The organism is Paraburkholderia yinzeri (genome assembly GCF_046581065.1).
GTDB lineage: Bacteria > Pseudomonadota > Gammaproteobacteria > Burkholderiales > Burkholderiaceae > Paraburkholderia.
In genome coordinates, this window is sequence record NZ_JBFOCJ010000001.1 from 3,300,626 (window position 1) to 3,324,674 (window position 24,049).

Consider the following 24,049-nt stretch of genomic DNA (forward strand, 5'->3'; position numbering starts at 1 on the left):
CCCGACCGGATTCAATCCCAACCCTTCACACGATGGGGACACACCGATGAGCAAGGTCGTCCTGATCACCGGCGCGAGCCGCGGCATTGGCCGCGCGACCGCCCGGCTCCTGGGCGCGCGCGGCTGGACCGTGGGCGTCAATTATCAGCATAACGAACCGGCCGCCGAGGAAACGGCAGCCGAAGTCGGGCGCGCGGGCGGTCACGCACGCGTGCTGCACGGCGACGTGTCGAACGAAGCGGACGTGATCGCGATGTTCGAGACGCTCGAACGCGCCTATGGGCGCATCGACGCACTCGTCAACAATGCGGGCATCGTCGCGCCGTCCACGCCGCTCGCCGACATGAGCGCCGAACGCATGAAGCGCGTGTTCGACGTGAACGTCTACGGCGCGTTCCTGTGCGCACGCGAAGCGGCACGGCGCATGTCGAAGGATCGCGGCGGCGACGGCGGTGTCATCGTGAACCTGTCGTCGGCGGCGTCCCGGCTCGGCTCGCCCGGCGAGTACGTCGACTACGCCGCCTCCAAAGGCGCCATCGACACGATGACGATCGGTCTGGCCAAGGAACTCGGCCCGCAAGGCATACGCGTGAACGCGGTGCGTCCCGGCCTCATCGACACCGAGATCCACGCGAGCGGCGGACGCCCCGAGCGCGCGGCCGTGCTCGGCGCGCAGACGCCGCTCGGACGTCCCGGCAGCGCCGACGAAGTGGCCGAAACGATCGTGTGGCTGCTGAGCGATGCCGCCTCGTACGTGAGCGGCGCGCTTATCGATGTGAGCGGCGGGCGCTGAATCAGTACGCTTCCCCGCTCGCCCCACGCTAGAACGACGAGCCCGGCTCGCTCAGGAAAGCCCGTTCGGCTTCGCTCGACGCGCGCCCCAGTTGCGCGTTACGGTGCGGAAAGCGTCCGAAGCGCTCGATAACGCTTGCGTGGCGCACGGCGTAGTCGTAGTAGCTCTCGCCGTGAGGCTCGTGCCGCGGTTCGCCGCGCAGTTCACCGCGCAGTTCACCGAAGAGGCGCAGCGACTCGCGCTGCGCCTCCATCGATTCGGCATGCTCGAACGGCAGATACGCGAACACGCGGTGATAGAGCGTAGGGAGCCTGCGGTCTTCTCCGCTTGCCACGAGGCGCTGGGCCATGCCAAGGGCACGGCCGTCGGCGGCGAACGCGCGCGGCGTACCGCGATGGCAGTTGCGCGAGAACTGGTCGAGCACGATCACGAGCGCGAGCGTGCCTTCAGGCGTCGCGGCCCACGCGTCGAGTTCGCCCGCGCATGCCGCATTCAGCAAAGCACCGAAGCGCTCGCGCAGCCGCGCATCGAACGCTTCGTCCTTCCGAAACCACATCTTGCGCGCCGTGCCGTATTCGGCCGACCCCGGCGCGCCGAACCAGAAGTCCAGCACGTCCCGCACATCGGGCAAGGCCTCGCCTTGCGTCATGCGAGTTCCAGCACGAGGCGCCGCGTGCGTGCGCTCTTCTTCTCGAGCTTCGCCACGCGCAGCGCGCCGATCTCGCTCGTGTTGCGGACGTGCGTGCCGCCGCAGGGCTGCAGATCCACGCTCTCGATACGCAGCAGCCGCACGCGGCCGAGGCCCATCGGCGGCTTCACGCTCATCGTGCGCACGAGTTCGGGGCGCGCCGCCATTTCCTCGTCGGTGATCCACTCCGTCGCGACCGGGTGCGCGCCCGCCACCAGCTCCGCCAGCCGCGCCTCCACCATCTCGCGCTCGATCGGCTCGATCGTCGCGAAATCGAGCCGCGCATAGTCGGTTGTGATGCTGCAGCCGTCCACGGAATACGGCAGCACCGCGCACATCAGGTGGCTCGCCGTATGCAGCCGCATGTGACGGTGACGGCGTGCCCAGTCGATTTCGGCACGCACTGTCTCGCCTGCGCCAAGACGCGCAAGCAACGCCTCCTGGCCGGGGGCGGGCACGTGCAGAGCGTCGTCCGGGGTGGCGCCCTCGAACTTCGCCTTGCGCGTGTCGGCAATCTCGATGCGCGTGCCGTCGCCGAGCACGAGCGCTCCGGTATCGCCGGCCTGGCCGCCGCCGAGCGGATAAAACACGGTCCGGTCCAGACGCACGCCGTCCTCGCCTACGGCGACGATCGTGGCGTCGCAGTGCGTCAGATAGGCATCTTCGCGAAACAATGCGCGGGTAGTCATGCTTCGAGTCTCCTGTCGACCGCACTTGGCGCTTTAGCGCTTAGTGCGGTCCCATGCAAAGCTGTCGACCGCACCTGGCGCTTTAGCCCTTAGCGCGGTCCCATGCAAAGCGGTTTATCGTGCCAGCGCCACATTATGAGCCGCACGCGGGGCGTGCCGAAATGCAGTTACCGCGTGCCCTGCCGGACTGTACCGGCGGGTGAACCGGGCCAATCGCGCCAGAACGGCCCTGGCGCATCACCTCAACCCGGACGGTTACGCATCCAGTCGGCGGTATCGAAAAACGAATGCAGCAGGCGTTCGCGCAGCGGCTCGGGCAAACCGACGTCCTCCATCGCCCAGGCCATGCAGCGCAGCCACTGGTCGCGCTCCGACGAGGCGATCGCGAACGGCAGATGCCGCGCGCGCAAACGCGGATGGCCAAAACGCTCGATGTAGTGATCGGGGCCGCCAAGCCAGCCGCACAGGAACCAGAACAGCTTGTCGCGCGAACCGTCGAGCGTCGGCGGATGCAAGGCGCGAATGCCTGCGAAGTCAGCTTCGAGGTCCATCAGGTCATAGAAGCGGTCGACGAGCTCGCGCACGCGCGCCTCGCCGCCGACGAGTTCGAAGGCCGCGGGTTGCTGCGGCGCTTCGTCGGCTGGATCGGTCATACGGAAAATCGATGCAAAAACGTTGAGAATGGGCCCGACGCAGAGACGCTCAAGCCGAAACGACGATTTTCGCATAGCGGCACGTCGGCGGCTGCGCGCCGCGCTGACGCGGGTCCGCCGCTTATGTGCGCCGCGCCAGCACGCGCCTGTCGTCGTCGATCGTCAGCGCGACGGCCTCGCCCTCGCGCATCGGCCCGTCGAGCCGCGCGATCACGACCGGGCCCACCATCGTGCGCACGCTGGCCAAATGGACATCGCCCGCGCCTTGCGTGCCTACGCGATGCCGCACCACCGTGCATTCCTCTATTGTGCCCAGCGAAGCGGGTTCGCTCGCCCAGTCGGCCGCGCCGCAACGCGGGCAGCGGTAGCGCGCCGGGAACGGCGCCTCGCCGCAAGCTCGGCAGCGAAAAATCGTCAGGGTCGTTTCGTTCATGCCGTTTGCCCCTCCAGCACCACCGCATTCGCGCACATGCCGTATCGATACTGCACCATGCCGTAGCCGCTTACCAGCGCGCGCCGGGCATTGCCGACCTGACGCGCGCCCGCTTCGCCCTGCAGTTGCGCGATGGCCTCGACGAGGCCATGCATGCCGCCCGCCGCCCCCGCCTGCCCCGCCGAAAGCTGACCACCCGACGTGTTGACCGGCAACGCCCGCGAGGCGATGCGGGCGATCAACGCGCGCAGGTCTCCGTCGGGCGCGAAACCGAGATCGGCTAGCTGGATCAGCGACATCACGGGATAGTCGTCGTACACCGAGATCACGTCGATATCGGCAGGGCCCACACCCGCCTGCGACCAGAGCGCGGGAGCGAGCGTGGCGAGTCCCGTTTGCAGGCCGTCGCCCGCCTGGTGATCGGGGTTATAGCAGCACTGCAGCGCGCGCACCCGTACCGGCGCGCTTTGCGCACCGGCCGTAATACGGTCGGAGCGCGCCACCACGATCGCATTCGCACCGCACACCACCGGCACGCAATCGAAACGCCCCAACGGATCGGCCACGCGCGGGGCGACCAGGTAATCGTCGAGCGTCAGCGGCGTTCGATATACGGCTCCGGGATTCATGGACGCCCATTCGCGCTGCGCCACGCACAGCGCACCGTAATCGCGCGCGTCGAGACCGTGCCGCCGGGCATGCCGCTTCGTTAGCATGGCGAACAAACTGTTCGGGCCGCCGTTTTCGAGCGGACGCAGGTAGCGGCGCGTGGTGAGGTTGTAGTGCTCCACGAGCTGCCTGAAATCGGCGGCCTCGAAACGGTCCCCACTCAGCAGCACAATGACCTCGGCATCCTCATTCTGTATCGCGCGGACCGCGTGATGCAGCATGTTGATCGCGCTCGCGCCGCCGTGGCAGTCGTCCATGCACCAGCGGGGGCTCAGGCCAAGCCGCCAGGCCATGTCGATGGCGTGATCGGGTGCGAGCGTGAACGACGCCACGCCGAGGCCGTCCACGTCGCGTGCCGAAAAGCCCGATTGCGCGAGAGCCGCGTCGAACGCCTGGGCCAGCAGGTCGCCCGTGATGAGATCCGGCGCCTGCCGGCGGTACGGCACTTCGACGCCACACACAATGGCCGCGCCTTCGAAATCGCGCTGCATGCTGCCTCCTTGCTTGACAGTCGATGGCTTTTATTATCCAATAAAACACATGAAATTTCATATTTTCGAATCTAAAGGGTTTACGCGTAGAACGCCAGATCGCCCGTAAGCCCCGCAGACCGGATCATGCATCCTCCGCCTGACAGGCGGACAGGAGACGCCCCATGACATCCCGCCAACCGGCTGTCACGCAAGGAGCCGAACGATGAGCACCGCAACCGTCGCCGATGCTTTCGAGGTCGTGGTCGAAGCGGTGCAGCCGCTTACGCCGCACGTCACCGCCTTCCGGCTGCGCGCCGCCGATGGTCATGCGCTGCCGGGCTACACGGCCGGCGCCCATGTGCGCGTGGAGGTCCATCCGCAGGGCCAGACCGACTGGCGGGCGTACTCGCTCGTGGACTTCGCGGGCAACGCCGCCGCGGAACATACCCCCGATCACTACCTGATCGCGGTGCGCCGCGAAGACACCGGTGCCGGCGGATCGCGGTGGATGCACGACGAAGCCCAAGCCGGCCGCACGCTGCGGATCACGTCGCCCGCCAATGGGTTCTCGCTCGGCGCCCGCGACGATGCCGTCCTGATCGCGGGGGGCATCGGCATTACGCCGATTGCCTCGATGGCCGCGGCCCTCGCCGCACGCGGACATCGTTTCGCACTGCATTACACCGGCCGCTCGATCACGCAGCTCGCCTTCGTCGACGAAATACGCGCCATCGCGGGTGACAGTCTGCATCTCTACGGTGACGACGCCGTACTCGCGGCGGATCGCTTCGATCTCGCCCGCCTCATCGACACCCTCGCGCCCACCCAGCCGCTCTACCTCTGCGGCCCGCAAGGCCTGATCGACGCCGCCATCGCGCTCGCCACGGCACGCGGGTGGCCGCGCGAGTCGATCCGTTCCGAACTGTTCGCAACCGTCGCGCCGCAAACCGGCGACACCGCCTTCGAAGTCGAGCTGCGCCAGTCAGGTGTGACGCTGCACGTCGCGCCCTCGCAAACGATCCTCGATGCAATGCTCGCCCACGGCCTCGATCCGCTCTACGACTGCAAGCGCGGCGAATGCGGCGTGTGTCAGGTGAGTGTAATCGAGGGCTCGGTCGATCATCGGGACTACTGTCTGAGCGAAAGCGAAAAGCGCGCGGGCAAGCTGATGCACCCTTGCGTGTCGCGCGCGTGCGGCACGCGGCTCGTTCTCGACGCGTAACGACGCACGCTTTCGCCATCCCTGTTGCCATCTACTGCCCTTTCCACGCCCAGGAGCTCTCCATGCCCCGCTACCGCGAAGACGACGGCGCCCTCGCCGCGCTCGTCGAGCCGGATCAGGTCCATCGCGACGTCTATCTCGACCAGGAAGTATTCGATCTGGAAATGGAGCGCCTGTGGCGCCGCACGTGGGTCTACGCGGGCCACGCGAGTCAGGTGCCGGCGCCCGGGGACTACCTCACCGTCGACATCGCGGGCGAGCCGCTCGTGATGGTCCGCCAGGGCGACGGCAGCCTGCGCGTGCTGAAGAATCGTTGCGCGCACAAGGGAGCCAGGCTCGTCAGCGCACCGCACGGCAACACCGGCAAATTCTTTCGCTGTCCGTATCACGCCTGGACGTACAAGACCGATGGCAAACCGCTCGCGATTCCTCTGAAAAACGGCTACGAAGGCACCCGCCTCGCCGATTGCCCCTCGGGCCAGGGGCTGCATGCGGTCGCCAACGTCGAGACCTGGCGCGGCTTCGTGTTCGTGCGTCTCGCCGATGAAGGGCCGTCGTTTGCCGAATACTTCGGCGACTCGCTTTCGTCCATCGACAACATGGCCGACCGTTCGCCCGAAGGCGAACTCGAAATCGCGGGCGGCTGCCTGCGCTACCTGCACAACTGCAACTGGAAGATGTTCGTCGAAAACCTGAACGACACGATGCACCCGATGGTGGCGCACGAGTCCTCGGCGGGTACGGCGAAGAAGCTATGGGACGGCAAGCCCGCCGACGAACCGAAGCCAATGGCGATCGAGCAGTTCGTGCCGTTCGTCTCCGACTACGCGTTCTTCGACGGCATGGGTATGCGCGTGTTCGAGAACGGCCACAGCTACACGGGCGTGAATTTCTCGATCCATTCGAGCTACTCGGCATTGCCCGACTACGAGCAAAAACTTGTCGAGGCATGGGGCGAGGAAAAGGCGAAGTCCGTGCTCGGCACCGCACGCCACAACACCGTCTATTACCCGAGCCTCACGATCAAAGGCGCCATCCAGGCGATCCGCGTGGTGCGCCCGATCGCGCCCGACAAGACGCTGATCGAATCGTGGACGTTCCGCCTCAAGGGCGCACCCGACGCGCTTCTGCAACGCACGCTCACCTACTCGCGCCTCATCAATTCGCCGATGTCGGTCGTGGGCCACGACGATCTGCACGTCTATCGCGCGATCCAGGAAGGCTTGCGGGCAAGCGGCAACGACTGGGTGAGCCTGCATCGCGACTATCGCGCGGACGAAGCCGAGGCGAAGGATCAAACCGTCAACGGCACGAGCGAGATCTCGATGCGCAACCAGTTCCGCGCGTGGGCACGCTACATGGTGCCCGAGCGCGCCCAATGATCCCGAGGACGCACGCGATGACGACATCCCCCGCCCGGCGCGACGCGCTGATCGATTTCATCTACCACGAGGCGCGCCTGCTCGACGAAAAGCACTTCGACGCCTGGTACGAACTCTTCGCCGCCGACGGTCTCTACTGGATCCCGCTCGCGCCGAACCAGCCGGACGGCCTGAACCACGCCTCGCTGATGTACGAGGATCGCTTGTTGCTGAAGCTGCGCGTGGAGCGTCTGAAAGCGCCGCGCGCGTTCTCGCAGCAGCCCGAAAGCCGTTGCCAGCATGTGCTGCAGCGTCCCGAAGTGGAAGCCGCGGACGCCGCCGGCTTTCGTCTGCGCACGCCGTTCATCTACGCCGAAGCGCGCGGCGACGAGCAACTGGTCTTCACGGGCGTCGCGCGCCATCACCTGATCGACGAAGGCGGCACGCTGCGCATTCGCGAGAAGCGTATCGACCTGCTCAACTGCGACGCGGCGCTGCCGTCCGTGCAGCTTTTCATGTGAGGACCCAGCAACGTGTCTGCCGATCGAATCCAACACGAAGCGCTGCCCTTCCCGTCCGTCTACGCCGCGTTTGCGGCCAGCGCGAGACGCTATCCCGAGCACGACTTCCTCGTCGTGCTGCCCGAGACCGCGCAGGTCTACGGCATCGAGTCTGGCGCGCTGCGCTATGGCGAAGCGCTCGAACGCGTGGACGCGCTCGCCGGGCGCTATCGCGCCGCGGGCTTCGGCCCCGGCCATCGCGCCGGCCTGATGCTCGAGAATCGCCCTGCCTTCTTCACGCACTGGCTCGCGCTCAATGCGCTCGGCGTTTCCGTGGTGCCGCTTTCCACCGAACTGCGTGCCGCCGAGCTCGAATACATCACCGGTCACAGCGAACTGGACCTTGCAATCGCGCCCGCCGCGCGTCATGCGGACCTGCGCGCGGCCGCGGCGGCTGCGCGCCGCGCCGTCGTGCTATGCGAAGCGGACACCCACGCGATCCCGCACACCACCACGCCCGCGCGTAGCGGCGTGCCGGACACGGGCACCGAATGCGCGCTGCTCTATACCTCTGGCACAACAGGCCGTCCGAAGGCATGCGTGCTGCCCAATGAATACTTCCTGCTCGCGGGCGTCTGGTACAACCGCATCGGCGGTCTGTGCACGCTGCGGCCGGGAGCCGAGCGCCTCATCACGCCGCTGCCGATGACGCACATGAACGCCATGGCCTACTCGACGATGGCGATGATATTCGCGGGCGGCGCGATCGTCGCACTTGACCGCTTTCATCCGCGCACGTGGTGGGACAGCGTACGCGCCTCGCGCGCGACCCTCATGCATTACCTCGGCGTCATGCCGGCCATGCTGCTGGGTGCGCCTGAGCATGCCGACGACCACCGCCACGAAGTGCGCTTCGGCTTCGGCGCGGGCGTGGACAAGACCCTGCATGCGCCGTTCGAAGCGCGCTTCGGCATTCCCTTGCTCGAAGCCTGGGCCATGACCGAGACCGGCGCGGGCGCCGTCGTGATCGCCAACCGCGAGCCGCGCCATGTCGGCCAGTCGTGCTTCGGCAAGCCCGAGGCGGCGCTGGACGTGCGCATCGTCGGCGATGACGGCACGCCGGTCGCGCCTGGCACGCCCGGCGAGCTCTGGGTGCGCGCGAGCGGCCCCGAACCGCGTCGCGGCTTCTTTCTCGAATATCTCAAGGATGCCGAAGCAACGGCGTCGGCATGGGAGGCCGGCTGGTTCCATACGGGGGACATCGTGCGCCAGGATATCGACGGACATCTGTATTTCGTCGACCGCAAGAAGAACGTGATTCGCCGTAGCGGCGAGAACATCTCCGCCGTCGAGGTGGAGAGCGTGCTGCGCCGGCATCCCCTGGTCGCGGATGTGGCGGTTGCCGCCACGCCCGACCCGGTGCGCGGCGACGAGGTCCTCGCGTGCGTGATGACGCGCGAGCCGCTCGCGGCAGACGCGCTCGACGAGACGGCCGCCGCGCTCACGCAGTTGTGCCTCGCACAGCTTGCCTATTTCAAGGCGCCGGGCTACGTGGCATTCGTGGAGGCCCTGCCGCTCACCGGCACGCAGAAAGTGCAGCGCGCGGCGCTCAAGGAACTCGCGAGCACGCTGCCCGGCACGCCGCGCTGCATCGACACCCGCTCGATGAAACGGCGCCAGGACTGACACCTCGCCCATGAACACCACAGGAATCGCCATGAATCGCGCAGCCATCGTCACCGGCGGCAACGCCGGCATCGGCCGGGCCATCGTCGAGCATCTGCTCGAAGCCGGCTACGAAGTCGTTTCGCTCGACCGGCGCGGCGGCGCGCCGGGACACCCGAAACTGCATGCCATCGAAGTCGATCTGTGCGACGCGGCGGCCACGCGCGCCGTCGCCGCCGAAGTCGCAGCGCGCCACGCGCCCACGACGCTGATCCACAACGCCGGCGTGATTCGCCCTGCGCTGTTGCCCGACGTCGCGCACGACGACCTCATCGCGCTCACGAACCTGCATCTGGCCGCGCCCGTTACGCTCGCCCAGGCCATGCTGCCCGCGATGCAGGCGGAGCACTTTGGACGGCTCGTGCTGATCTCGTCGCGCGCCGCGCTCGGACTCGCCACGCGCACCGCCTACTCGGCGACGAAGGCAGGCATGCTCGGCCTCGTACGCACCTGGGCGCTCGAACTCGGACCGCTCGGCATCACCGCGAACGCGATCGCACCCGGCCCGGTGGAAACCGGCATGTTCCACGAGATCGTGCCCGCGAACAGCGAAAAGGCCGCGCACATGGCGGCAAGCATTCCCGTGCGGCGGCTCGGCCGGCCCGACGACATTGCGCGCGCGGCCATGTTCTTCGCCGCCCCGGAAAACGGCTTCGTTACGGGGCAAACGCTCTACGTGTGCGGCGGCACGAGCACGGGGAGCCTCGCACTCTGAACGCGGCCCGCGTGCATCGGTTGTGCCAGCGCTATTTCGTATGCTGCTCGATCAGTTGCCGCAGCACGCCGACGAACAGCTTCGCGACCTCGGGCGGAAACGGCAACAGCACCGAGGCCTCGTGCTCCAGCGCGAGCGCGACCAGCTCCGCCGCGAGCTTGCCGCCGTGCGGCGTGAGGGCGACGAGCGTGCGCCGGCGGCTGGCCGGATCCTCCTGGCGTACGACGAGCCCGCCCGCCTCCATGCGATCGATCAGCTTGCTGACGGTCGGCTGCTTCGCGAGGATCAGGCGCCCCAGGTCGCCCATCGGCAGCGGGCCGTCCGAGAGGCACGCGAGCACGCGCCATTGCAGCGCCGGAATCTTCTTGCGCGCGAGCGTCGCGTGAAATTCGTCGGAGATGAGGCTGCTCGCGCGCGCGAGCAGCGCGGCAAGATAGGTATCGAGAAAGCGCAGCCCGGCGGCCGGGCCTGATGCCTCGGGCGCCTCGGTCGGTGCCGTAGCCGTCTTCGTGCGGCGCGGCTTGATCGTGTCGGTGGTCATGGTCTTCTGGACGAGAAGTGCCCCGGCATCATAAAGGCAAACGACGAGAAAAACGACGGCAACGGCAGCGAGGGACGCGCGCGCAGACTAAACGCGCACGGCAATCGAGCCGCTCACGCGTCGCGCAGCGACTGCAGCGCGGGCCGCGCGAGCACGTGGCGCAAGCTGATCCATCCGCCCACGCCCGCACAGGCCACGCCTGCCGCGATGCCGGCCGGCACGAGCCAAGGATCGAACGGCAGGTAGAACTGGAACACGCGCGTCGCGAGCTGGGCGCCCACGATCTGGGCGCCGATGGCCGCCATGAGGCCCGCCAGCGCGCCTACCGCGACGAATTCCGCCACCTGCACCGCGCGCACCTGCTGGTGCGACGCGCCCAATGCGCGCAGCAGCGCCGACTCGCGCATGCGCTCGTCGCGCGTGCCGGCCAGCGCGGCATACAGCACCAGCACGCCCGCCGCGAGCGTAAAGAGAAAGAGGAACTGCACGGCGCCGATCACCTGTTCGAGCATGCGCTGAATCTGCGCGAGGATCGGAGCGATGTCGATAGCCGTGACGTTCGGATACTGCGCCACGAGCGAGTCCACGACGCTACGCCGCGTATCCGGCAGATGGAAGCTCGTGATGTAGGTGGCCGGAAAGTCGCGCAGCAGCGCGGGCGGCATCAGCACGAAAAAGTTGACCTTGAACGAACCCCAGTCGAGCTTGCGCACGCTCGTGACGGGCGCCGTCACTTCGAGCCCGGTCACGTCGAACTTGAGCACGTCGCCCGGCTTCACGTCCAGCAGCTTCGCGAGTCCCGCCTCGATCGAAAGCTGCGGCGCGCTCGTTTCGCCATACCAGTTGCCGGCGGTGATGCGATTGTCGTCGGGCAGGTGGGTCGTGTACGAGAGGTTGAACTCGCGGTCCACGAGCCGCTTCGCATCCTCGCTCTTGTAGTGCTCGGGATCCACAGGCTTGCCGTTGATCGAGATGAGTCGGCCGCGCACCATCGGCTCGAGCGCGGCATCCGCGAAGCCGTGCGCGCCCAGCCAGGCCACCACGGCGTCGTGCTGGTCGGGCTGGATGTCGATGAGGAATTCGTTCGGTGCATCGGGCGGGGTCGATTTGCGCCAGCCGTCGATCAGGTCGTTGCGTGTCATCGCAATCAGCAGGAGACACATGAGGCCGACGGCGAGCGCCGTGATTTGCAGCGCGCTCGCACCGGGGCGCCGCTCGAGTGAAGCCAGCGCATACCGCCAGCCCACGCCGGCGCGCACCTGGCCGCCCAGGCGCTCGCTGCGCGCAAGGCGCGCCGCGCACCAGAGCGCGAGTCGCGCGACACCCGCGAAGACGACTAGTCCGATTGCGAAACCGCCCGCCACGATACCGCCGAGCTTGAGTTCGCCAGCGGCAATCACGAGGAGTCCTGCGAAGAGCACGATACCCACGCCATAGGCGGCCCACGCGGTGCGCCCCGCCTCGCCCCACTCGCGGCGCAGCACGCGCACGGGCGGCACGCGGGTGAGCGGCAACAGCGGCGGCAACGCAAAGCCGAGCAGCAGTACGAGCCCGGCCGCAACGCCTTCCAGCGCGGGCAGCGGGCCCGGATATGGCAACTGGACGCTGATCAGATTGCCGAGCCAGACGAGCAATGCGTAGTGGCCCGCATAGCCCAGCACGACGCCGACTGCGCCGCCCAGGAGGCCAAGTCCGAGAAATTCGAGGACGAAGAGCGCGCGCAGCGTACGCTGGCTCGCGCCGAGGCACCGCATGGCGGCGCAACTGTCGAGATGGCGCCGCGTATAGCGGTGCGCCGCCATCGCGATGGCCACGGCGGCAAGCAGCGCCGTAAGGAGCGAGACGAGCGTGAGGAAGTGGCGCGCGCGCTCGAGCGTCTCGCGCACCTGCGGCTGGCCGTCGTGCAGCGATTCGAGGCCCACGCCGCGCATCTTGCCGCCGTCCACGCGGGCATGCGCCCACTCGGCGAACTGTGCGACAGCAGGATCGGCACCCGCGACGAGCAAGCGGTACACGACACGGCTGCCATAGGTGACGAGGCCCGTGGAGGCCAGCTCGTCGGCCCGCATCATGAGACGCGGCGAGAAGTTGACGAACGAGAAGCCGCGATCCAGTTCGCGCGTGATGACCGCGCCCACGATGAAGTTGCGGTTGCCCACCTTCACAGTGCTGCCGATATGCAGCTTGAGCGCGTCGAGCAGTTCGTCGTCCACCCAGACCGTGCCGGGCGGCGGAATGCCCTGGGCCTCGCGATCGGGGGCACCGGGAACGGTTTCGCCGGTCCCGATCCGCAGCGCGCCGCGCAGCGGATACTCCGGCGAGACCGCCTTGATCGCCGCGAGACGCGACAGCGGCTGACCGCCGGCCGCATCGGCGCTCACCATGCTCGGGAAAATAGCCGTGGTCGCGGTGCGCAGCGCGAGCGACCGGGCCTCTCGCAAAAACATCGGATCGACGGGATGGTCGGCACGCACGATGAAATCGGCGGCGATCATGCGGCGCGCGTCGCGCTCCAGCCCGCGCTGAAGGCGGTCGGCGAGAAAGCCCACGCTGGCGAGCGCCGCCACGGCCAGCACCAGCGCGAGGAGCAGCATCGTCAGTTCGCCCGCGCGCCAGTCGCGCGCGGTCATGCGGGCAGCGAGCCGCACGATATCGCGGATGCCGGGAGCCGCCTGCGCCTGCGGCGACCCTGGGCCGCCGTCGCTACGCGCGGGCTTCGCAGGAGACGAAGAGTGAGCGGCGCCGCTCAATCGTGGCGGCTCCGCAGCGAGAAGCGCGAGACCATATGCGCCGCCATGCCGCGAAAGCCGCCTTGCACGCCGCGCCACAGGCGCGGCAGCGCCCACGCGGCGAGCACGAGGAAACCCGCGAGCAGCACGAGAAACAGAAGCGGCACGAAGAACGCCAGCAACAGACCAACGAAGGTAATGCCATCCTCGGCGCTCGACGTGACGACGTTCGAAACCGGCTCCGGCGAGAGATTGATGAGCGCGCGCGTGCCGGCCTTGGCCAGGTGCGCGGTGCCGGCGAGCGTGCCGCCCGCCAGCGCGGCAATCGCGAGCACGGTCGGATCGGCATGCCCCATCGCGCCGGCGGCGAGCACGGCGCCGGCCGGAATGCGAATGAAGGTGTGGAGCGCGTCCCAGAGCGAATCGAACGCGGGAATCTTGTCGGCGAGGAATTCGAAGATGGTGAGCGCGGCGGCGACGCCGATCACCCACGGCGAACCGAGAGCGGCCAGGGTGTCGGGCAAATGGATCAGGCCGAGCCGCTCCATCACGCCGGCCATGAACACCGTGAGATAGAGGCGCAGGCCGCTGCCCCACGACAGGCCCGCGGCAAGCGAAAGGGGTTCCAGCATGGCTTGTCTCCTCGCGTGGCACGGAGAGCCATCGCGCCTGCGGCGCGCAGCAGTGTTATGGGGTTATGACCGTTCCATTATAGCTACGCATTTTGCTGCACCGCAGGTCGGTTTGCCGCGGAAGCAACAGGCGCGGCGCCGCCCCCCCCCCTCTCACACCCCTCTATCAGGCCGCCGACGACAGCTTGAGCCCCACGAGCCCGAGCACGATAAGCGCGGCACTCGCGATACGCGCGACGGAAAGCGTCTCGCCCATGGCGACGATGCCGAAGATGAACGCGCCCACCGCGCCGATGCCGGTCCAAACGGCGTAGGCCGTGCCGAGCGGCAACTGCCGCATGGCCATGGCCAGCAGCCCGAAGCTGCCGAGCGCGGTGACGATGGTGAAAACGGACGGCCACAGCCGCGTGAAGCCGTCGGAGGACTTGAGACCGGCGGCCCATGCCACTTCGAGCAGGCCGGCGATGAGGAGAAGAAACCAGGACATACAGGACGCTCCATGTTGAAAATGGGGTCGTCCCCGCACCGAATAAAAAACTGCAAGGTCGTCCTTACAGATTTGTAATTATAACGCCAGCCGTCCTCCCCTGCTCACTGCACGCCCACCAGCCGGTAACCCACGCCCGTTTCGGTGACGATGTGCTCGGGCTGCGCCGGGTCGCGCTCGAGCTTCTGGCGCAGATGCGCCATATAGATGCGCAGATAGTGGCTGCTCTCCACGTGCGACGGGCCCCACACCTCGCGCAGCAGTTGCCGGTGCGTGAGAACCCGGCCCGCGTCGCGCACGAGCGTGGCGAGCAAGCGGTACTCGATGGGGGTCAGATGAACCGGAGCGCCCGCCCGTGTCACCTGGCGCAGGCCGAGGTCGACGGTCACTTCGCCGAAGCTCACCTGCGGCGCTTCGTTCGCGCCGCCGCGGTTGCGCCGGCGCAGATGCGCGCGGATCCGCGCGAGCAGTTCCGAGACGCCGAACGGCTTGGTCAGATAGTCGTCGGCGCCGGCGTCGAGCGCCGCCACTTTCTCGCTTTCCTGGGTGCGCGCCGAAAGCACGATCACGGGCAGGTCGCTCCAGCCGCGCAGCTCGCGGATCACGTCGAGACCGTCGGTATCGGGCAGGCCGAGATCGACGATCACGAGATCGGGCTTGCGCGTGGCGGCCTCGACGAGGCCCTGCTTGCCCGTCTCGGCGTCATGGACGACGATCCCCTCGCCTTCCAGCGACGCGCGCACGAAGCGCCGGATCTGCTTCTCGTCCTCGATCAGGACGACGGCAATGTTCGGATCACTCATGGGAAGGCTTCGAATCGACTGCGGGTTTGAGTTCGGTGGGAGCGGGGGACGCGGCGGCCGGCTCGCCCTCTTCCGTGTCCGTGGGCAGCGGCGGCGGCGACTCCACGGGCAGCGCGAACCAGAACGAGGCACCAAGCACGCGTCCGTCGTCGTCGACCCGGTTGCCCGCGCCGATTGTACCGCCGTGCGCCTCGACGATTGCGCGGCAGATCGCGAGCCCGAGCCCGATGCCGGGCTTGGCGGATTCCTTCCCGCCGCGGGTGAATTTTTCGAAGATGCGCTCGCCCATGCCGGCCGGCAGACCCGGCCCGTTGTCGTCGATCGTCACGCGCACGAACGGTTCGCCACCGATATCGACGCGCCGCGCTCCGATGGCGAGCGGCGTGTCGGGCGGCGTGTACTTCGCCGCGTTCTCCAGCAGATTCGAGAAGAGCCGCTCCATGAGAACGGCGTCGAGTTGCAGGAGCGGCAGGCCTTCCTCCAGCCTGACCTGGAGGGGGTGGCGCGCGAGCACGCGCCGGCACGCAGCGAGCGCCGCGCCCACCGTCTCTTCGAGCAGCGTCCACTGGCGGTTCAGTTTCAGGCTGCCCGCCTGCAGTCGCGCCATGTCGAGCAGGTTCGTGACGATGCCGGTCATGCGCAGCGCCTCGTCGTGAATCGATTCGATCAGTTCTCCCGAACGTGGATCCTCGGGCGCGCCGGTCGCTTCCCAGGTTTGCGCGAGCATCGACGAAAAACCCACGATCGTCGTGAGCGGCGTGCGCAGGTCGTGCGAGATGGCCGAGAGCAGCGAGTTGCGCAGCCGCTCCGACTCCATGTTCACGAGGGCGTCGCGTGCAATGTCGACGTAGTGCACGCGTTCGAGCGCGAGCGCGATCTGGGCGGCGAACGCGTCGAACATGCGCTGCTGCTCGGGCACCTGCAGCTCGTGCGGGTCGCGTGTGACGACCGCGAGCACGCCGCGCGTGCGCATGGGCGCCTTGAGCGGCTGATAGCGGGCCACCGCGGCCGGCAGCGTGTCGGTGCCGTGGCCGGCCGGCTTCTGCTGGTCGTACACCCACTGCCCCACGTCGGTATCGAGGCTCGCGGCGTCGAGCATGATTTGCGGATCCGGCTCCTCGATCTTCTGCTGGACCTTGTCGACGCTGTCGGGCAGCAGAAGTGCGACGCGCGCGCCGAACACCTCGCTCACGTGGCGGCTGCCGATGCCGACGATCTGCTCGGTGGTCAGCGCCGCCGCCAGCTCGCGCGCCATCGCGTACATCGCCCCCGTGCGCTGCTCGCGGCGCTGGGCAATGCTCGCCTCGCGGCGCAGGCTCGACGTGAGGTGGCTGATGACGAGCGAGGTCAGCAGCATGCCCATGAAAGTGAGCAGATATTGCGTGTCGCTCACCGAAAACGACATGCGCGGTGGTACGAAGAAGAAGTCGAAGGCCGCCACGCTCGCGAAAGAGAGCAGCACGCCGGGCCCGCGCCCGAGCCGCGTCGCCGTGAAGATCACGCCGAGCAGATACAGCATCACGAGATTCGCGAGGTCGATGCGATCGATCAACTGGCTGGAGACCAGCGTGATGCACGCACAGATCACGAGCGCCGCCGCATACGCGCGCGGCGGCGAGCGATGGCCGCCGCCCGGCGCGAAGGCGTCGCGCCAGGCGTTCGCCGCGCGCGCGGCCGCGCCGGCGCCCGACGGCTCGCGCGCTAGCGCGGTATCGCCCGCCGCCGCGCGTACGAGCGTGAGATCGACGTCGCCGGCTTTCTCCGCGAGACGTTCGCCAAACGGCCGGCGCAGCCAGCGCGAGACACCCGTGCGCAGCGAGGCGCCGGCGACCAGCTTCGAGACGTTACGCAGCCGCGCGTAGCCCGCGAGCGTCGTGGCCGCGTCTTCGCCCGCGAGCGTGGCGGTTTCCGCGCCCATCTCCGAGGCGAGCTTCAACGCGCCGAGCGTGCGCTCGCGCGTCGCGTCGGGCAGACGCTGGAGCTTCGGCGTTTCGACATAGACGGCGATCCAGTCGGCCTTCAGGCTCGACGCGAGGCGCGCCGCCGCGCGCACGAGCGCGTTGGCTTCGGCGCCCGGGCCGACGCAAACGAGCAGCCGCTCGCGCGCCTGCCAGACGTGCTGGATCGAGCGGTCGGCGCGGTACTCGCGCATCTGCGCGTCGACGCGGTCGGCCGTGCGGCGCAGCGCGAGTTCGCGCAGCGCGATGAGGTTGCCCTTGCGAAAGAAGTTACGTACCGCGCGCTCGGCCTGCGCCGGCATATAGACCTTGCCGTCGCGCATGCGGTCGAGCAGTTCCTCGGCCGGCAGGTCGACGAGCGTCACTTCGTCGGCGTGATCGAACACGCGGTCGGGCACGGTTTCCCAGACGCGGATACCCGTGATCTGCCCGACCACGTCGTTCAGACTTTCGAGGTGCTGAACATTGACGGTCGTATAGACGTCGATGCCCGCGTCGAGCAACTCGTAGACGTCCTGCCAGCGCTTCATGTGGCGCGCGCCGGGTACGTTCGAATGCGCGAGCTCGTCGACCAGCACGAGTTGCGGCTTCCTCGCGAGCGCGACGTCGAGATCGAACTCTTCGAGCGTGCGGCCGCGATAGGCAATCTGCGAGCGCGGCAGCACGTCGAGTCCGCTCGTGAGCGCGGCGGTCTCGCTGCGCCCATGCGTCTCGACGATGCCCACGACGACGTCGACGCTCTCCTCCGCGCGCCGGCGCGCAGCCTGCAGCATCGCGTAGGTCTTGCCCACGCCCGCCGACGCGCCGAAGAAGATCTTCAGCTTGCCGCGGCGCGCTTTTTCCTCGTCGCGCTGGAGTCGGTCGAGCAGTTCGTCGGGATCGGGACGGTTCATGCGGATCGGATTTCGGGTTGTGCGCTTCTGACCATGCGAGTCGGTGCGCCATGATGAGTCATGCTGATCGTCTCACCGCGGCGTCCGAATGGCAAACAAAACGGCAAACCGCACGCCGCGCTTGCCGCGGCGTGCGGTTGGGTCGGCTGCGCCGGTCAGCCGACCTGCTTGCCGTCGAGCGCGAGGTTCAGCTCGAGCACGTTCACGCGCGGCTCGCCGAAAAGGCCGAACTGGCGGCCCTTCGTGTAGCGATCCACGAGCGCCTGTACGTCGGACGGATTCAGGTGGCGCGCCTTCGCGACGCGCTCGATCTGATACGCCGCCGCCGCGGGCGAAATCTCGGGATCGAGACCGCTGCCCGACGAGGTCACGAGGTCGGCCGGGATCGGCTGCGAGACGTCGGTGCCCGCCGCCTTGAGCGCGGCGATACGGCCTTTGACTTCGTCGGCGAGTGCCGGGTTCGTGGGGCCGAGGTTCGAGCCGCCCGAGCTCGTCGCGTTGTACGGATTCGGCGAGGTGGCCGAGAGGCGGCCCCAGAAGTACTGCGGCGCGTCGAACTGCTGGCCGATCAGCTCGGAGCCCACCACCTTGCCGTCGACTTCGACGAGACTGCCGTTGGCCTGACGGTGGAACACCGCCTGGCCGAACGCGGTCATCACGGCCGGATAGGCCAGACCCGTGAGCGCCGTGAGCACGGCGAAGATCACGATGAGAGGACGTATCAAAGGAAACTGCAGCGATTTCATAGGCTTTCCTGAATGTTCGTGTGCCGGATCAGACCCAGCCGCAGGCAGCAAGGACCATGTCGATCAGCTTGATGCACGGGAACGGCAGGAGAATGCCGCCGAGGCCGTACACCAGCAGGTTGCGACGCAACAGCGACGCCGCGCCGAGCGGCCGGTACTTCACGCCCTTGAGCGCCAGCGGAATCAGCATCACGATGATCAGCGCGTTGAAGATCACCGCCGAAAGGATAGCCGACGCCGGCGAGGTCAGATGCATGACGTCGAGCACGCGCAGTTGCGGATACGTGGTCGCGAACGCCGCCGGGATGATCGCGAAGTACTTCGCGACGTCGTTGGCGATCGAGAACGTCGTAAGCGAGCCGCGCGTCATCAGCATCTGCTTGCCGATCTCGACGATCTCGATGAGCTTGGTCGGGTTCGAGTCGAGGTCGACCATGTTGCCCGCTTCCTTCGCGGCCTGCGTGCCGGTGTTCATCGCCACCGCGACGTCGGCCTGGGCGAGCGCCGGGGCGTCGTTGGTGCCGTCGCCGGTCATCGCCACGAGCTTGCCCTGCGCCTGATGTTCGCGAATGGTCGCGAGCTTCGTCTCCGGCGTGGCCTGGGCGAGGAAATCGTCCACGCCCGCTTCGGCCGCGATCGCAGCGGCGGTCAGGCGGTTGTCGCCCGTCACCATCACCGTCTTGATGCCCATCTTGCGCAGTTCGGCGAAGCGCTCCTTGATGCCGCCCTTCACCACGTCCTTCAGCTCGATCACGCCGAGCACCTGGGCGTTCGCGCCATCCGCGCGCTGTGCCACGACGAGCGGCGTGCTGCCGCGGCGCGCAACGTCGTCCACGGCCGTCTCGACTTCGGCCGGGAAACGGCCGCCGTGCGCTTCGACGTAGTTCTTGATCGCATCGGCCGCGCCCTTGCGGATTTCGCGGCCCTGAAGATCCACGCCGCTCATGCGGGTCTGCGCGCTGAACGCGAGGAACACCGGATGCAGCGTCGCCATGTCGCGCTGGCGAATGTTGAAGCGCTGCTTCGCGAGCACCACGATGCTGCGGCCTTCCGGCGTTTCGTCCGAAAGCGACGCAAGCTGCGCGGCATCGGCGAGCGCTTCTTCATTGACGCCCGGCGCGGCGACGAACGCCGACGCCTGGCGGTTGCCGAGCGTGATCGTGCCCGTCTTGTCGAGCAGCAGCACGTCCACGTCGCCGGCGGCTTCCACGGCGCGCCCCGAAGTGGCGATCACGTTGGCCTGCATCATGCGGCTCATGCCCGCCACGCCAATCGCCGAAAGCAGGCCGCCAATCGTCGTCGGAATCAGGCACACGAGCAGCGCGACGAGCGCGGTGATCGTGACGACGTGCCCCATCTTCGCGGCTTCGACCGAGAAGATCGAGAACGGCAGCAGCGTCGCCGTAGCGAGCAGCAGCACGATCGTCAGCGCCACGAGCAGGATCGTCAGCGCGATCTCGTTCGGGGTCTTCTGGCGCTTCGCACCTTCCACCATCGCGATCATGCGGTCGAGGAACGCCTCGCCCGGGTTCGCCGTGACGCGCACGACGATCCAGTCGGAGAGCACGCGCGTGCCGCCCGTCACCGAAGAAAAGTCACCGCCCGATTCGCGGATCACCGGCGCCGACTCGCCCGTAATGGCCGACTCGTCGACCGAGGCGACGCCTTCGATCACTTCGCCGTCGGCGGGAATCGTGTCGCCGGTTTCGACGAGCACCACGTCGCCGCGGCGCAGGTCCGAAGCGGTCATGATGCGGATGGGCGCCTTCGGATGCGGCTCGTTGAGCTTCTTCGCCATCACGTCGCGCTTGGCCTGGCGCAGCGATGCGGCCTGCGCCTTCGAACGGCCTTCGGCGAGCGCCTCGGCGAAGTTCGCGAAGAGCACCGTGAACCACAGCCAGAGCGAGATCGCGAGAATGAAGCCCGCGGGCGCTTCGGCCTGGCCCATGAGCGCCGCGACCGAGAGGATCGTCGTGAGGATGCTCCCCACGTAGACGCAGAACATCACGGGGTTGCGCAACTGCGTGCGCGGTTTTAGCTTGCGGAACGAGTCCACGATGGCCGGACGCACGAGCGCCGGATCGAACATGGACCGTGTTGCACTATGCTGATTCATTTTCAAGTAGTCCTGTTCAGTGCACGCCCATCATGATCAGATGCTCGACGCCGGGGCCGAGGGCGAGCGCGGGCACGTAGGTCAGCGCGCCGACGAGCAGCACGGTGCCGAGCAGCAGGACGACGAAGAGCGGGCCGTGCGTGGGCAGCGTGCCGCCGGTAACGGCGATGCGCTTCTTGCCGGCGAGCGAGCCAGCGATGGCGAGCACCGGAACGATGGTGCCGAAGCGGCCGAACCACATGGCGATGGCGAGCAGCCAGTTATAGAACGGCGTGTTCACCGAAAGCCCTGCGAAGGCGCTGCCGTTATTGTTCGCGGCCGAGCTGAACGCATACAGAATTTCCGAGAAGCCGTGCGCGCCGGGGTTGGCGATGCCCGCCTTGCCCGCATCGGTCAGCACGGCGATCGAGGTGCCCACGAGCACGAGCATCGGCGTGAGCAGCACGACGATCGCCACCATCTTCATCTCGAACGACTCGATCTTCTTGCCCACGTACTCCGGCGTGCGGCCGATCATGAGACCCGCCACGAACACCGCGAGCAGCGCGAATACGAGCATGCCGTAGAGACCGGAGCCTACGCCGCCGAAGATCACTTCGCCAAGCTGGATGAGCAGCATCGGAACCAGGCCGCCCAGCGGCGTGAGCGAGTCGTGCGCCGCGTTCACCGCGCCGCACGAAGCCGCCGTCGTCGTCACGACGAAGATGCCGGTCTGCGCGATGCCGAAGCGCGTTTCCTTGCCTTCCATGTTGCCGCCGGCCTGCAGCGCGCTGGCGTGCTGGTCGACGTTCAGCGACGTCAGCATGGGATTGCCGGCCTGCTCGGCGTTCAGCTCGAAGCCCACCGCGACCGCGAACGCGATCGTCATGACCGCGAGCACCGCAATCCCCTGGCGCCGGTCCGCGATGACGTTGCCGAACACGAGACACAGCGCGGCCGGAATGATCAGGATGGCGATCATTTCGACCATGTTCGAGAACGGCGTGGGGTTCTCGTACGGATGCGCCGAGTTCGCATTGAAGAAGCCGCCGCCGTTGGTGCCGAGCATCTTGATGGCGACCTGCGAAGCCACCGGACCCATCGCGAGCGTCTGCGTCGCGACCTTCGTGTCGACCGTCACGGCGTTGCCCTGCGCGTCCTTCACCGGGTTGCCCTGGGCGTCGAGCTTGGGCGCGGCGTAGGTCGTGGTCTGCAGCGTCGGCACGTCCTGATACGACTTGAAGTTCTGGATCATGCCCTGGCTCATCAGGAGCGCAGCGATGATCGCGGCCATCGGCACGAGAATGTAGAGCGTCGTGCGCGTGAGGTCGACCCAGAAGTTACCGATCGTCTTCATCGAGTGGCGCGCGAAACCGCGGATCAGCGCGATCACGACCACGATGCCCGTCGCCGCCGAAAGGAAGTTCTGCACGGTGAGGCCGAGCATCTGCGTGAGATAGCTCACGGTCTGCTCGGGCGTGTAGTCCTGCCAGTTCGTGTTGGTGACGAAAGAAACGGCCGTGTTGAACGCGCCGTCCACCGTCATCGGGCCGAACTGCTGCGGATTGGCGGGCAGCCAGCCCTGGATGCGCAGCAGCAGGTAGAGGAACCCGACGCCGAGGACGTTGAACGAGATCGTGGCGATCGCATAGTGCTTCCAGCCCATTTCGGACTCGCGATCGACGCCGGCCAGACGGTAGAGGAGATTCTCGACGGGTGCGAAAAGTCGCACGACACGCGAGCGTCCGTCGAGCACGCGCGTGATATAGCCCGCGACCGGTACGGCGAGCGCGAGCAGGACGACGATGAAAATCCCGGTTTGCAGCAGATTGTTGCCGTTCATTCGATATCCTCCGCGCGCAGCAGCGCATGGACCAGATAGACGAACAGCAAGAGCGTCGCTGCTCCCGACAGCCACAGAATCCAGGTCATGAACGAGCTCCCGTAGTGCTTTGATCCGCGCGCCGGTACTGCATGAGCTTCTCGCAGCCGGCGATCAACGCATATGTGAGCCCCGCGAATACCGCTAGCCCCCCGATGTACAGCACATCCATTGTCGTGTTCTCCATTGACGGATGCCCGGAACAGTAAGGGTTTGCACGTCAAGAACGGATTAAAGATGGAGGGGGTGGTATAAAAATCTCGTAAACATGCGGAAATGGCGCCACAACGAAAAAGGCGCGCTGGCCAGGCCAGCGCGCCTTGATGTCGGCAAACGACTCAACGGTCGTCGTTCAGGAAAACTCAGGGGATCAGGATCGTCGAGCCGGTCGTGCGGCGCGCTTCGAGATCGGCGTGGGCCTGCGCCACGTCCTTGAGCGCGTAGCGCTGATTGATCGACGTTTTCACCTTGCCCGAACTCACGACCTCAAACAGTTCCGCAGACATCGACTCGTAGTCGCTGCGTTTGGCGATATAGCTAAAGAGCGTGGGGCGCGTGAAAAAGAGCGACCCGCGTCCGGCGAACTCCGACGAATCGATCGGCGGCAGCGGCCCCGACGCGTTGCCGAAGCTCACGAACAATCCCAGCGGCGCCAGGCAGTCGAGCGACTTCGTGAAGGTATCCTTGCCGATCGAGTCGTACACCACCGGCACGCCCGCGCCGTTCGTGATCTCGCGCACGCGCGCCGTGAAGTCCTCGCGCGTGTAGACGATGGGATAGTCGCAGCCGTGAGCCTTCGCAATCTGCGCTTTTTCGTCGAAGCCCACGGTGCCGATCACCGTCGCGCCGAGCGCCTTCGCCCACTGGCACACGAGGAGGCCCACACCGCCCGCCGCGGCCTGGATGAGGATCGTGTCGCCGGCCTTCACGCGATACGTGCGGCGCAGCAGATATTGCGCGGTCAGGCCCTGCAGCATGATCGAAGCGGCAGCCTCGTCGCTGATCGCCTCGGGCAGGCGGATCACCTGGTCGGCGCGCAGCACGCGCTCCTGCGCATAGGCGCCCGGCGGCCGCGCGACGTAGGCCACGCGGTCGCCCACCTTGAGATCGCTCACGCCCGGCCCCACCGCGCTCACCTCGCCCGCCGCCTCCATGCCGAGCCCGGCGGGCAGCGGCTGCGGATAGAGGCCGGTGCGAAAGTACACGTCGATGTAGTTCAGGCCGCATGCCGTCTGCTTCAGGCGAATCTGGCCCTCGCCCGGCTCGCCCGCTTCGACGTCCACCCACTGCATGACCTCGGGGCCGCCAGTCTTCTCGATACGGATTGCTTTGCTCATTGTGTCTTCTCCACTGTGTGCGGTG

The 24,049-nt window shown here is 67.4% G+C and carries 23 protein-coding genes; 6 read left to right on the top strand and 17 right to left on the bottom strand.

Annotated features, from left to right (window positions below; genetic code table 11):
• Nucleotides 1–46 precede the first annotated feature (46 nt).
• Nucleotides 47–793, top strand: a complete 747-nt coding sequence (locus tag WJ542_RS15725; RefSeq protein ID WP_411190115.1) for an SDR family oxidoreductase — start codon at nucleotides 47–49, stop codon at nucleotides 791–793.
• A gap of 28 nt (nucleotides 794–821) precedes the next feature.
• On the opposite strand, the gene WJ542_RS15730 is transcribed toward WJ542_RS15725, so the two are convergent.
• The 5 genes from WJ542_RS15730 to WJ542_RS15750 all read right to left on the bottom strand — a co-directional run bounded on the left by WJ542_RS15730 (nucleotide 822) and on the right by WJ542_RS15750 (nucleotide 4,416).
• The gene (locus tag WJ542_RS15730; RefSeq protein WP_411190116.1) at nucleotides 822–1,442 is read right to left on the bottom strand and encodes a DUF924 family protein; all 621 of its coding nucleotides are present in this window, start codon (nucleotides 1,440–1,442) and stop codon (nucleotides 822–824) included.
• On the bottom strand, nucleotides 1,439–2,170 hold the full coding sequence (locus WJ542_RS15735; protein ID WP_411190117.1) for an alanyl-tRNA editing protein: 732 nt from the start codon (nucleotides 2,168–2,170) through the stop codon (nucleotides 1,439–1,441). Before WJ542_RS15735 ends, WJ542_RS15730 begins: the two co-directional genes overlap by 4 nt.
• 242 nt (nucleotides 2,171–2,412) lie before the next feature.
• Nucleotides 2,413–2,823: a group II truncated hemoglobin gene (locus WJ542_RS15740; RefSeq protein WP_027795496.1), complete on the bottom strand. Its 411-nt coding sequence runs from the start codon at nucleotides 2,821–2,823 to the stop codon at nucleotides 2,413–2,415.
• Nucleotides 2,824–2,944: 121 nt separating this feature from the next.
• Nucleotides 2,945–3,256 (bottom strand): Zn-ribbon domain-containing OB-fold protein, encoded by a 312-nt coding sequence (locus tag WJ542_RS15745; protein ID WP_411190118.1) that lies wholly within the window; start codon nucleotides 3,254–3,256, stop codon nucleotides 2,945–2,947.
• A complete protein-coding gene (locus tag WJ542_RS15750; RefSeq protein WP_411190119.1) occupies nucleotides 3,253–4,416 on the bottom strand; it encodes a thiolase family protein in 1,164 nt (387 codons plus the stop codon). The genes WJ542_RS15745 and WJ542_RS15750 overlap by 4 nt, the downstream gene beginning before the upstream one ends.
• 205 nt (nucleotides 4,417–4,621) lie before the next feature.
• On the opposite strand from WJ542_RS15750, the gene WJ542_RS15755 reads away from it, so the two are divergent.
• The 5 genes from WJ542_RS15755 (at nucleotide 4,622) to WJ542_RS15775 (ending at nucleotide 9,921) form a co-directional block, all read left to right on the top strand.
• The gene (locus WJ542_RS15755) at nucleotides 4,622–5,620 is read left to right on the top strand and encodes a PDR/VanB family oxidoreductase (RefSeq protein ID WP_411190120.1); all 999 of its coding nucleotides are present in this window, start codon (nucleotides 4,622–4,624) and stop codon (nucleotides 5,618–5,620) included.
• 62 nt (nucleotides 5,621–5,682) lie between these two features.
• Complete coding sequence (locus tag WJ542_RS15760; RefSeq protein WP_411190121.1) at nucleotides 5,683–7,002, top strand: aromatic ring-hydroxylating oxygenase subunit alpha; 1,320 nt, start codon at nucleotides 5,683–5,685, stop codon at nucleotides 7,000–7,002.
• 17 nt (nucleotides 7,003–7,019) lie between these two features.
• Nucleotides 7,020–7,502, top strand: a complete 483-nt coding sequence (locus tag WJ542_RS15765) for an aromatic-ring-hydroxylating dioxygenase subunit beta (RefSeq protein WP_411190122.1) — start codon at nucleotides 7,020–7,022, stop codon at nucleotides 7,500–7,502.
• Nucleotides 7,503–7,514: 12 nt separating this feature from the next.
• Complete coding sequence (locus WJ542_RS15770; protein WP_411190123.1) at nucleotides 7,515–9,167, top strand: AMP-binding protein; 1,653 nt, start codon at nucleotides 7,515–7,517, stop codon at nucleotides 9,165–9,167.
• A 31-nt stretch (nucleotides 9,168–9,198) separates the two neighbouring features.
• Nucleotides 9,199–9,921: an SDR family NAD(P)-dependent oxidoreductase gene (locus WJ542_RS15775; protein WP_411190124.1), complete on the top strand. Its 723-nt coding sequence runs from the start codon at nucleotides 9,199–9,201 to the stop codon at nucleotides 9,919–9,921.
• A 31-nt stretch (nucleotides 9,922–9,952) separates the two neighbouring features.
• On the opposite strand, the gene WJ542_RS15780 is transcribed toward WJ542_RS15775, so the two are convergent.
• The 12 genes from WJ542_RS15780 to WJ542_RS15835 all read right to left on the bottom strand — a co-directional run bounded on the left by WJ542_RS15780 (nucleotide 9,953) and on the right by WJ542_RS15835 (nucleotide 24,024).
• Nucleotides 9,953–10,462 (bottom strand): MarR family winged helix-turn-helix transcriptional regulator, encoded by a 510-nt coding sequence (locus tag WJ542_RS15780; protein ID WP_411190125.1) that lies wholly within the window; start codon nucleotides 10,460–10,462, stop codon nucleotides 9,953–9,955.
• A 113-nt stretch (nucleotides 10,463–10,575) separates the two neighbouring features.
• Nucleotides 10,576–13,212, bottom strand: coding sequence for an ABC transporter permease (locus WJ542_RS15785; protein WP_411190126.1), 2,637 nt, complete (start codon nucleotides 13,210–13,212; stop codon nucleotides 10,576–10,578).
• Nucleotides 13,209–13,823 carry a DUF4126 domain-containing protein gene (locus WJ542_RS15790; protein ID WP_411190127.1) on the bottom strand — a complete coding sequence of 205 codons (615 nt, stop codon included), beginning with the start codon at nucleotides 13,821–13,823 and terminating at the stop codon, nucleotides 13,209–13,211. The genes WJ542_RS15785 and WJ542_RS15790 overlap by 4 nt, the downstream gene beginning before the upstream one ends.
• 166 nt (nucleotides 13,824–13,989) lie before the next feature.
• Nucleotides 13,990–14,310: a quaternary ammonium compound efflux SMR transporter SugE gene (sugE, locus tag WJ542_RS15795; protein WP_411190128.1), complete on the bottom strand. Its 321-nt coding sequence runs from the start codon at nucleotides 14,308–14,310 to the stop codon at nucleotides 13,990–13,992.
• A 104-nt stretch (nucleotides 14,311–14,414) separates the two neighbouring features.
• Complete coding sequence (kdpE, locus tag WJ542_RS15800; RefSeq protein ID WP_027795500.1) at nucleotides 14,415–15,113, bottom strand: two-component system response regulator KdpE; 699 nt, start codon at nucleotides 15,111–15,113, stop codon at nucleotides 14,415–14,417.
• Nucleotides 15,106–17,964 (bottom strand): DUF4118 domain-containing protein, encoded by a 2,859-nt coding sequence (locus tag WJ542_RS15805; RefSeq protein WP_411190129.1) that lies wholly within the window; start codon nucleotides 17,962–17,964, stop codon nucleotides 15,106–15,108. Before WJ542_RS15805 ends, kdpE begins: the two co-directional genes overlap by 8 nt.
• Nucleotides 17,965–18,119: 155 nt before the next feature.
• On the bottom strand, nucleotides 18,120–18,710 hold the full coding sequence (kdpC, locus tag WJ542_RS15810; RefSeq protein WP_411190130.1) for a potassium-transporting ATPase subunit KdpC: 591 nt from the start codon (nucleotides 18,708–18,710) through the stop codon (nucleotides 18,120–18,122).
• A 28-nt stretch (nucleotides 18,711–18,738) separates the two neighbouring features.
• Nucleotides 18,739–20,826, bottom strand: a complete 2,088-nt coding sequence (gene kdpB, locus WJ542_RS15815) for a potassium-transporting ATPase subunit KdpB (protein ID WP_411190131.1) — start codon at nucleotides 20,824–20,826, stop codon at nucleotides 18,739–18,741.
• Nucleotides 20,827–20,842: 16 nt separating this feature from the next.
• Nucleotides 20,843–22,648 carry a potassium-transporting ATPase subunit KdpA gene (gene kdpA / locus WJ542_RS15820; protein WP_411190132.1) on the bottom strand — a complete coding sequence of 602 codons (1,806 nt, stop codon included), beginning with the start codon at nucleotides 22,646–22,648 and terminating at the stop codon, nucleotides 20,843–20,845.
• Nucleotides 22,645–22,737, bottom strand: coding sequence for a K(+)-transporting ATPase subunit F (kdpF, locus tag WJ542_RS15825; protein WP_027795505.1), 93 nt, complete (start codon nucleotides 22,735–22,737; stop codon nucleotides 22,645–22,647). Before kdpF ends, kdpA begins: the two co-directional genes overlap by 4 nt.
• Nucleotides 22,734–22,859: a potassium ABC transporter ATPase gene (locus tag WJ542_RS15830; RefSeq protein ID WP_411190133.1), complete on the bottom strand. Its 126-nt coding sequence runs from the start codon at nucleotides 22,857–22,859 to the stop codon at nucleotides 22,734–22,736. The genes kdpF and WJ542_RS15830 overlap by 4 nt, the downstream gene beginning before the upstream one ends.
• A gap of 190 nt (nucleotides 22,860–23,049) precedes the next feature.
• Nucleotides 23,050–24,024 carry a quinone oxidoreductase family protein gene (locus WJ542_RS15835; protein ID WP_411190134.1) on the bottom strand — a complete coding sequence of 325 codons (975 nt, stop codon included), beginning with the start codon at nucleotides 24,022–24,024 and terminating at the stop codon, nucleotides 23,050–23,052.
• Between the last annotated feature and the right edge of the window lie 25 nt (nucleotides 24,025–24,049).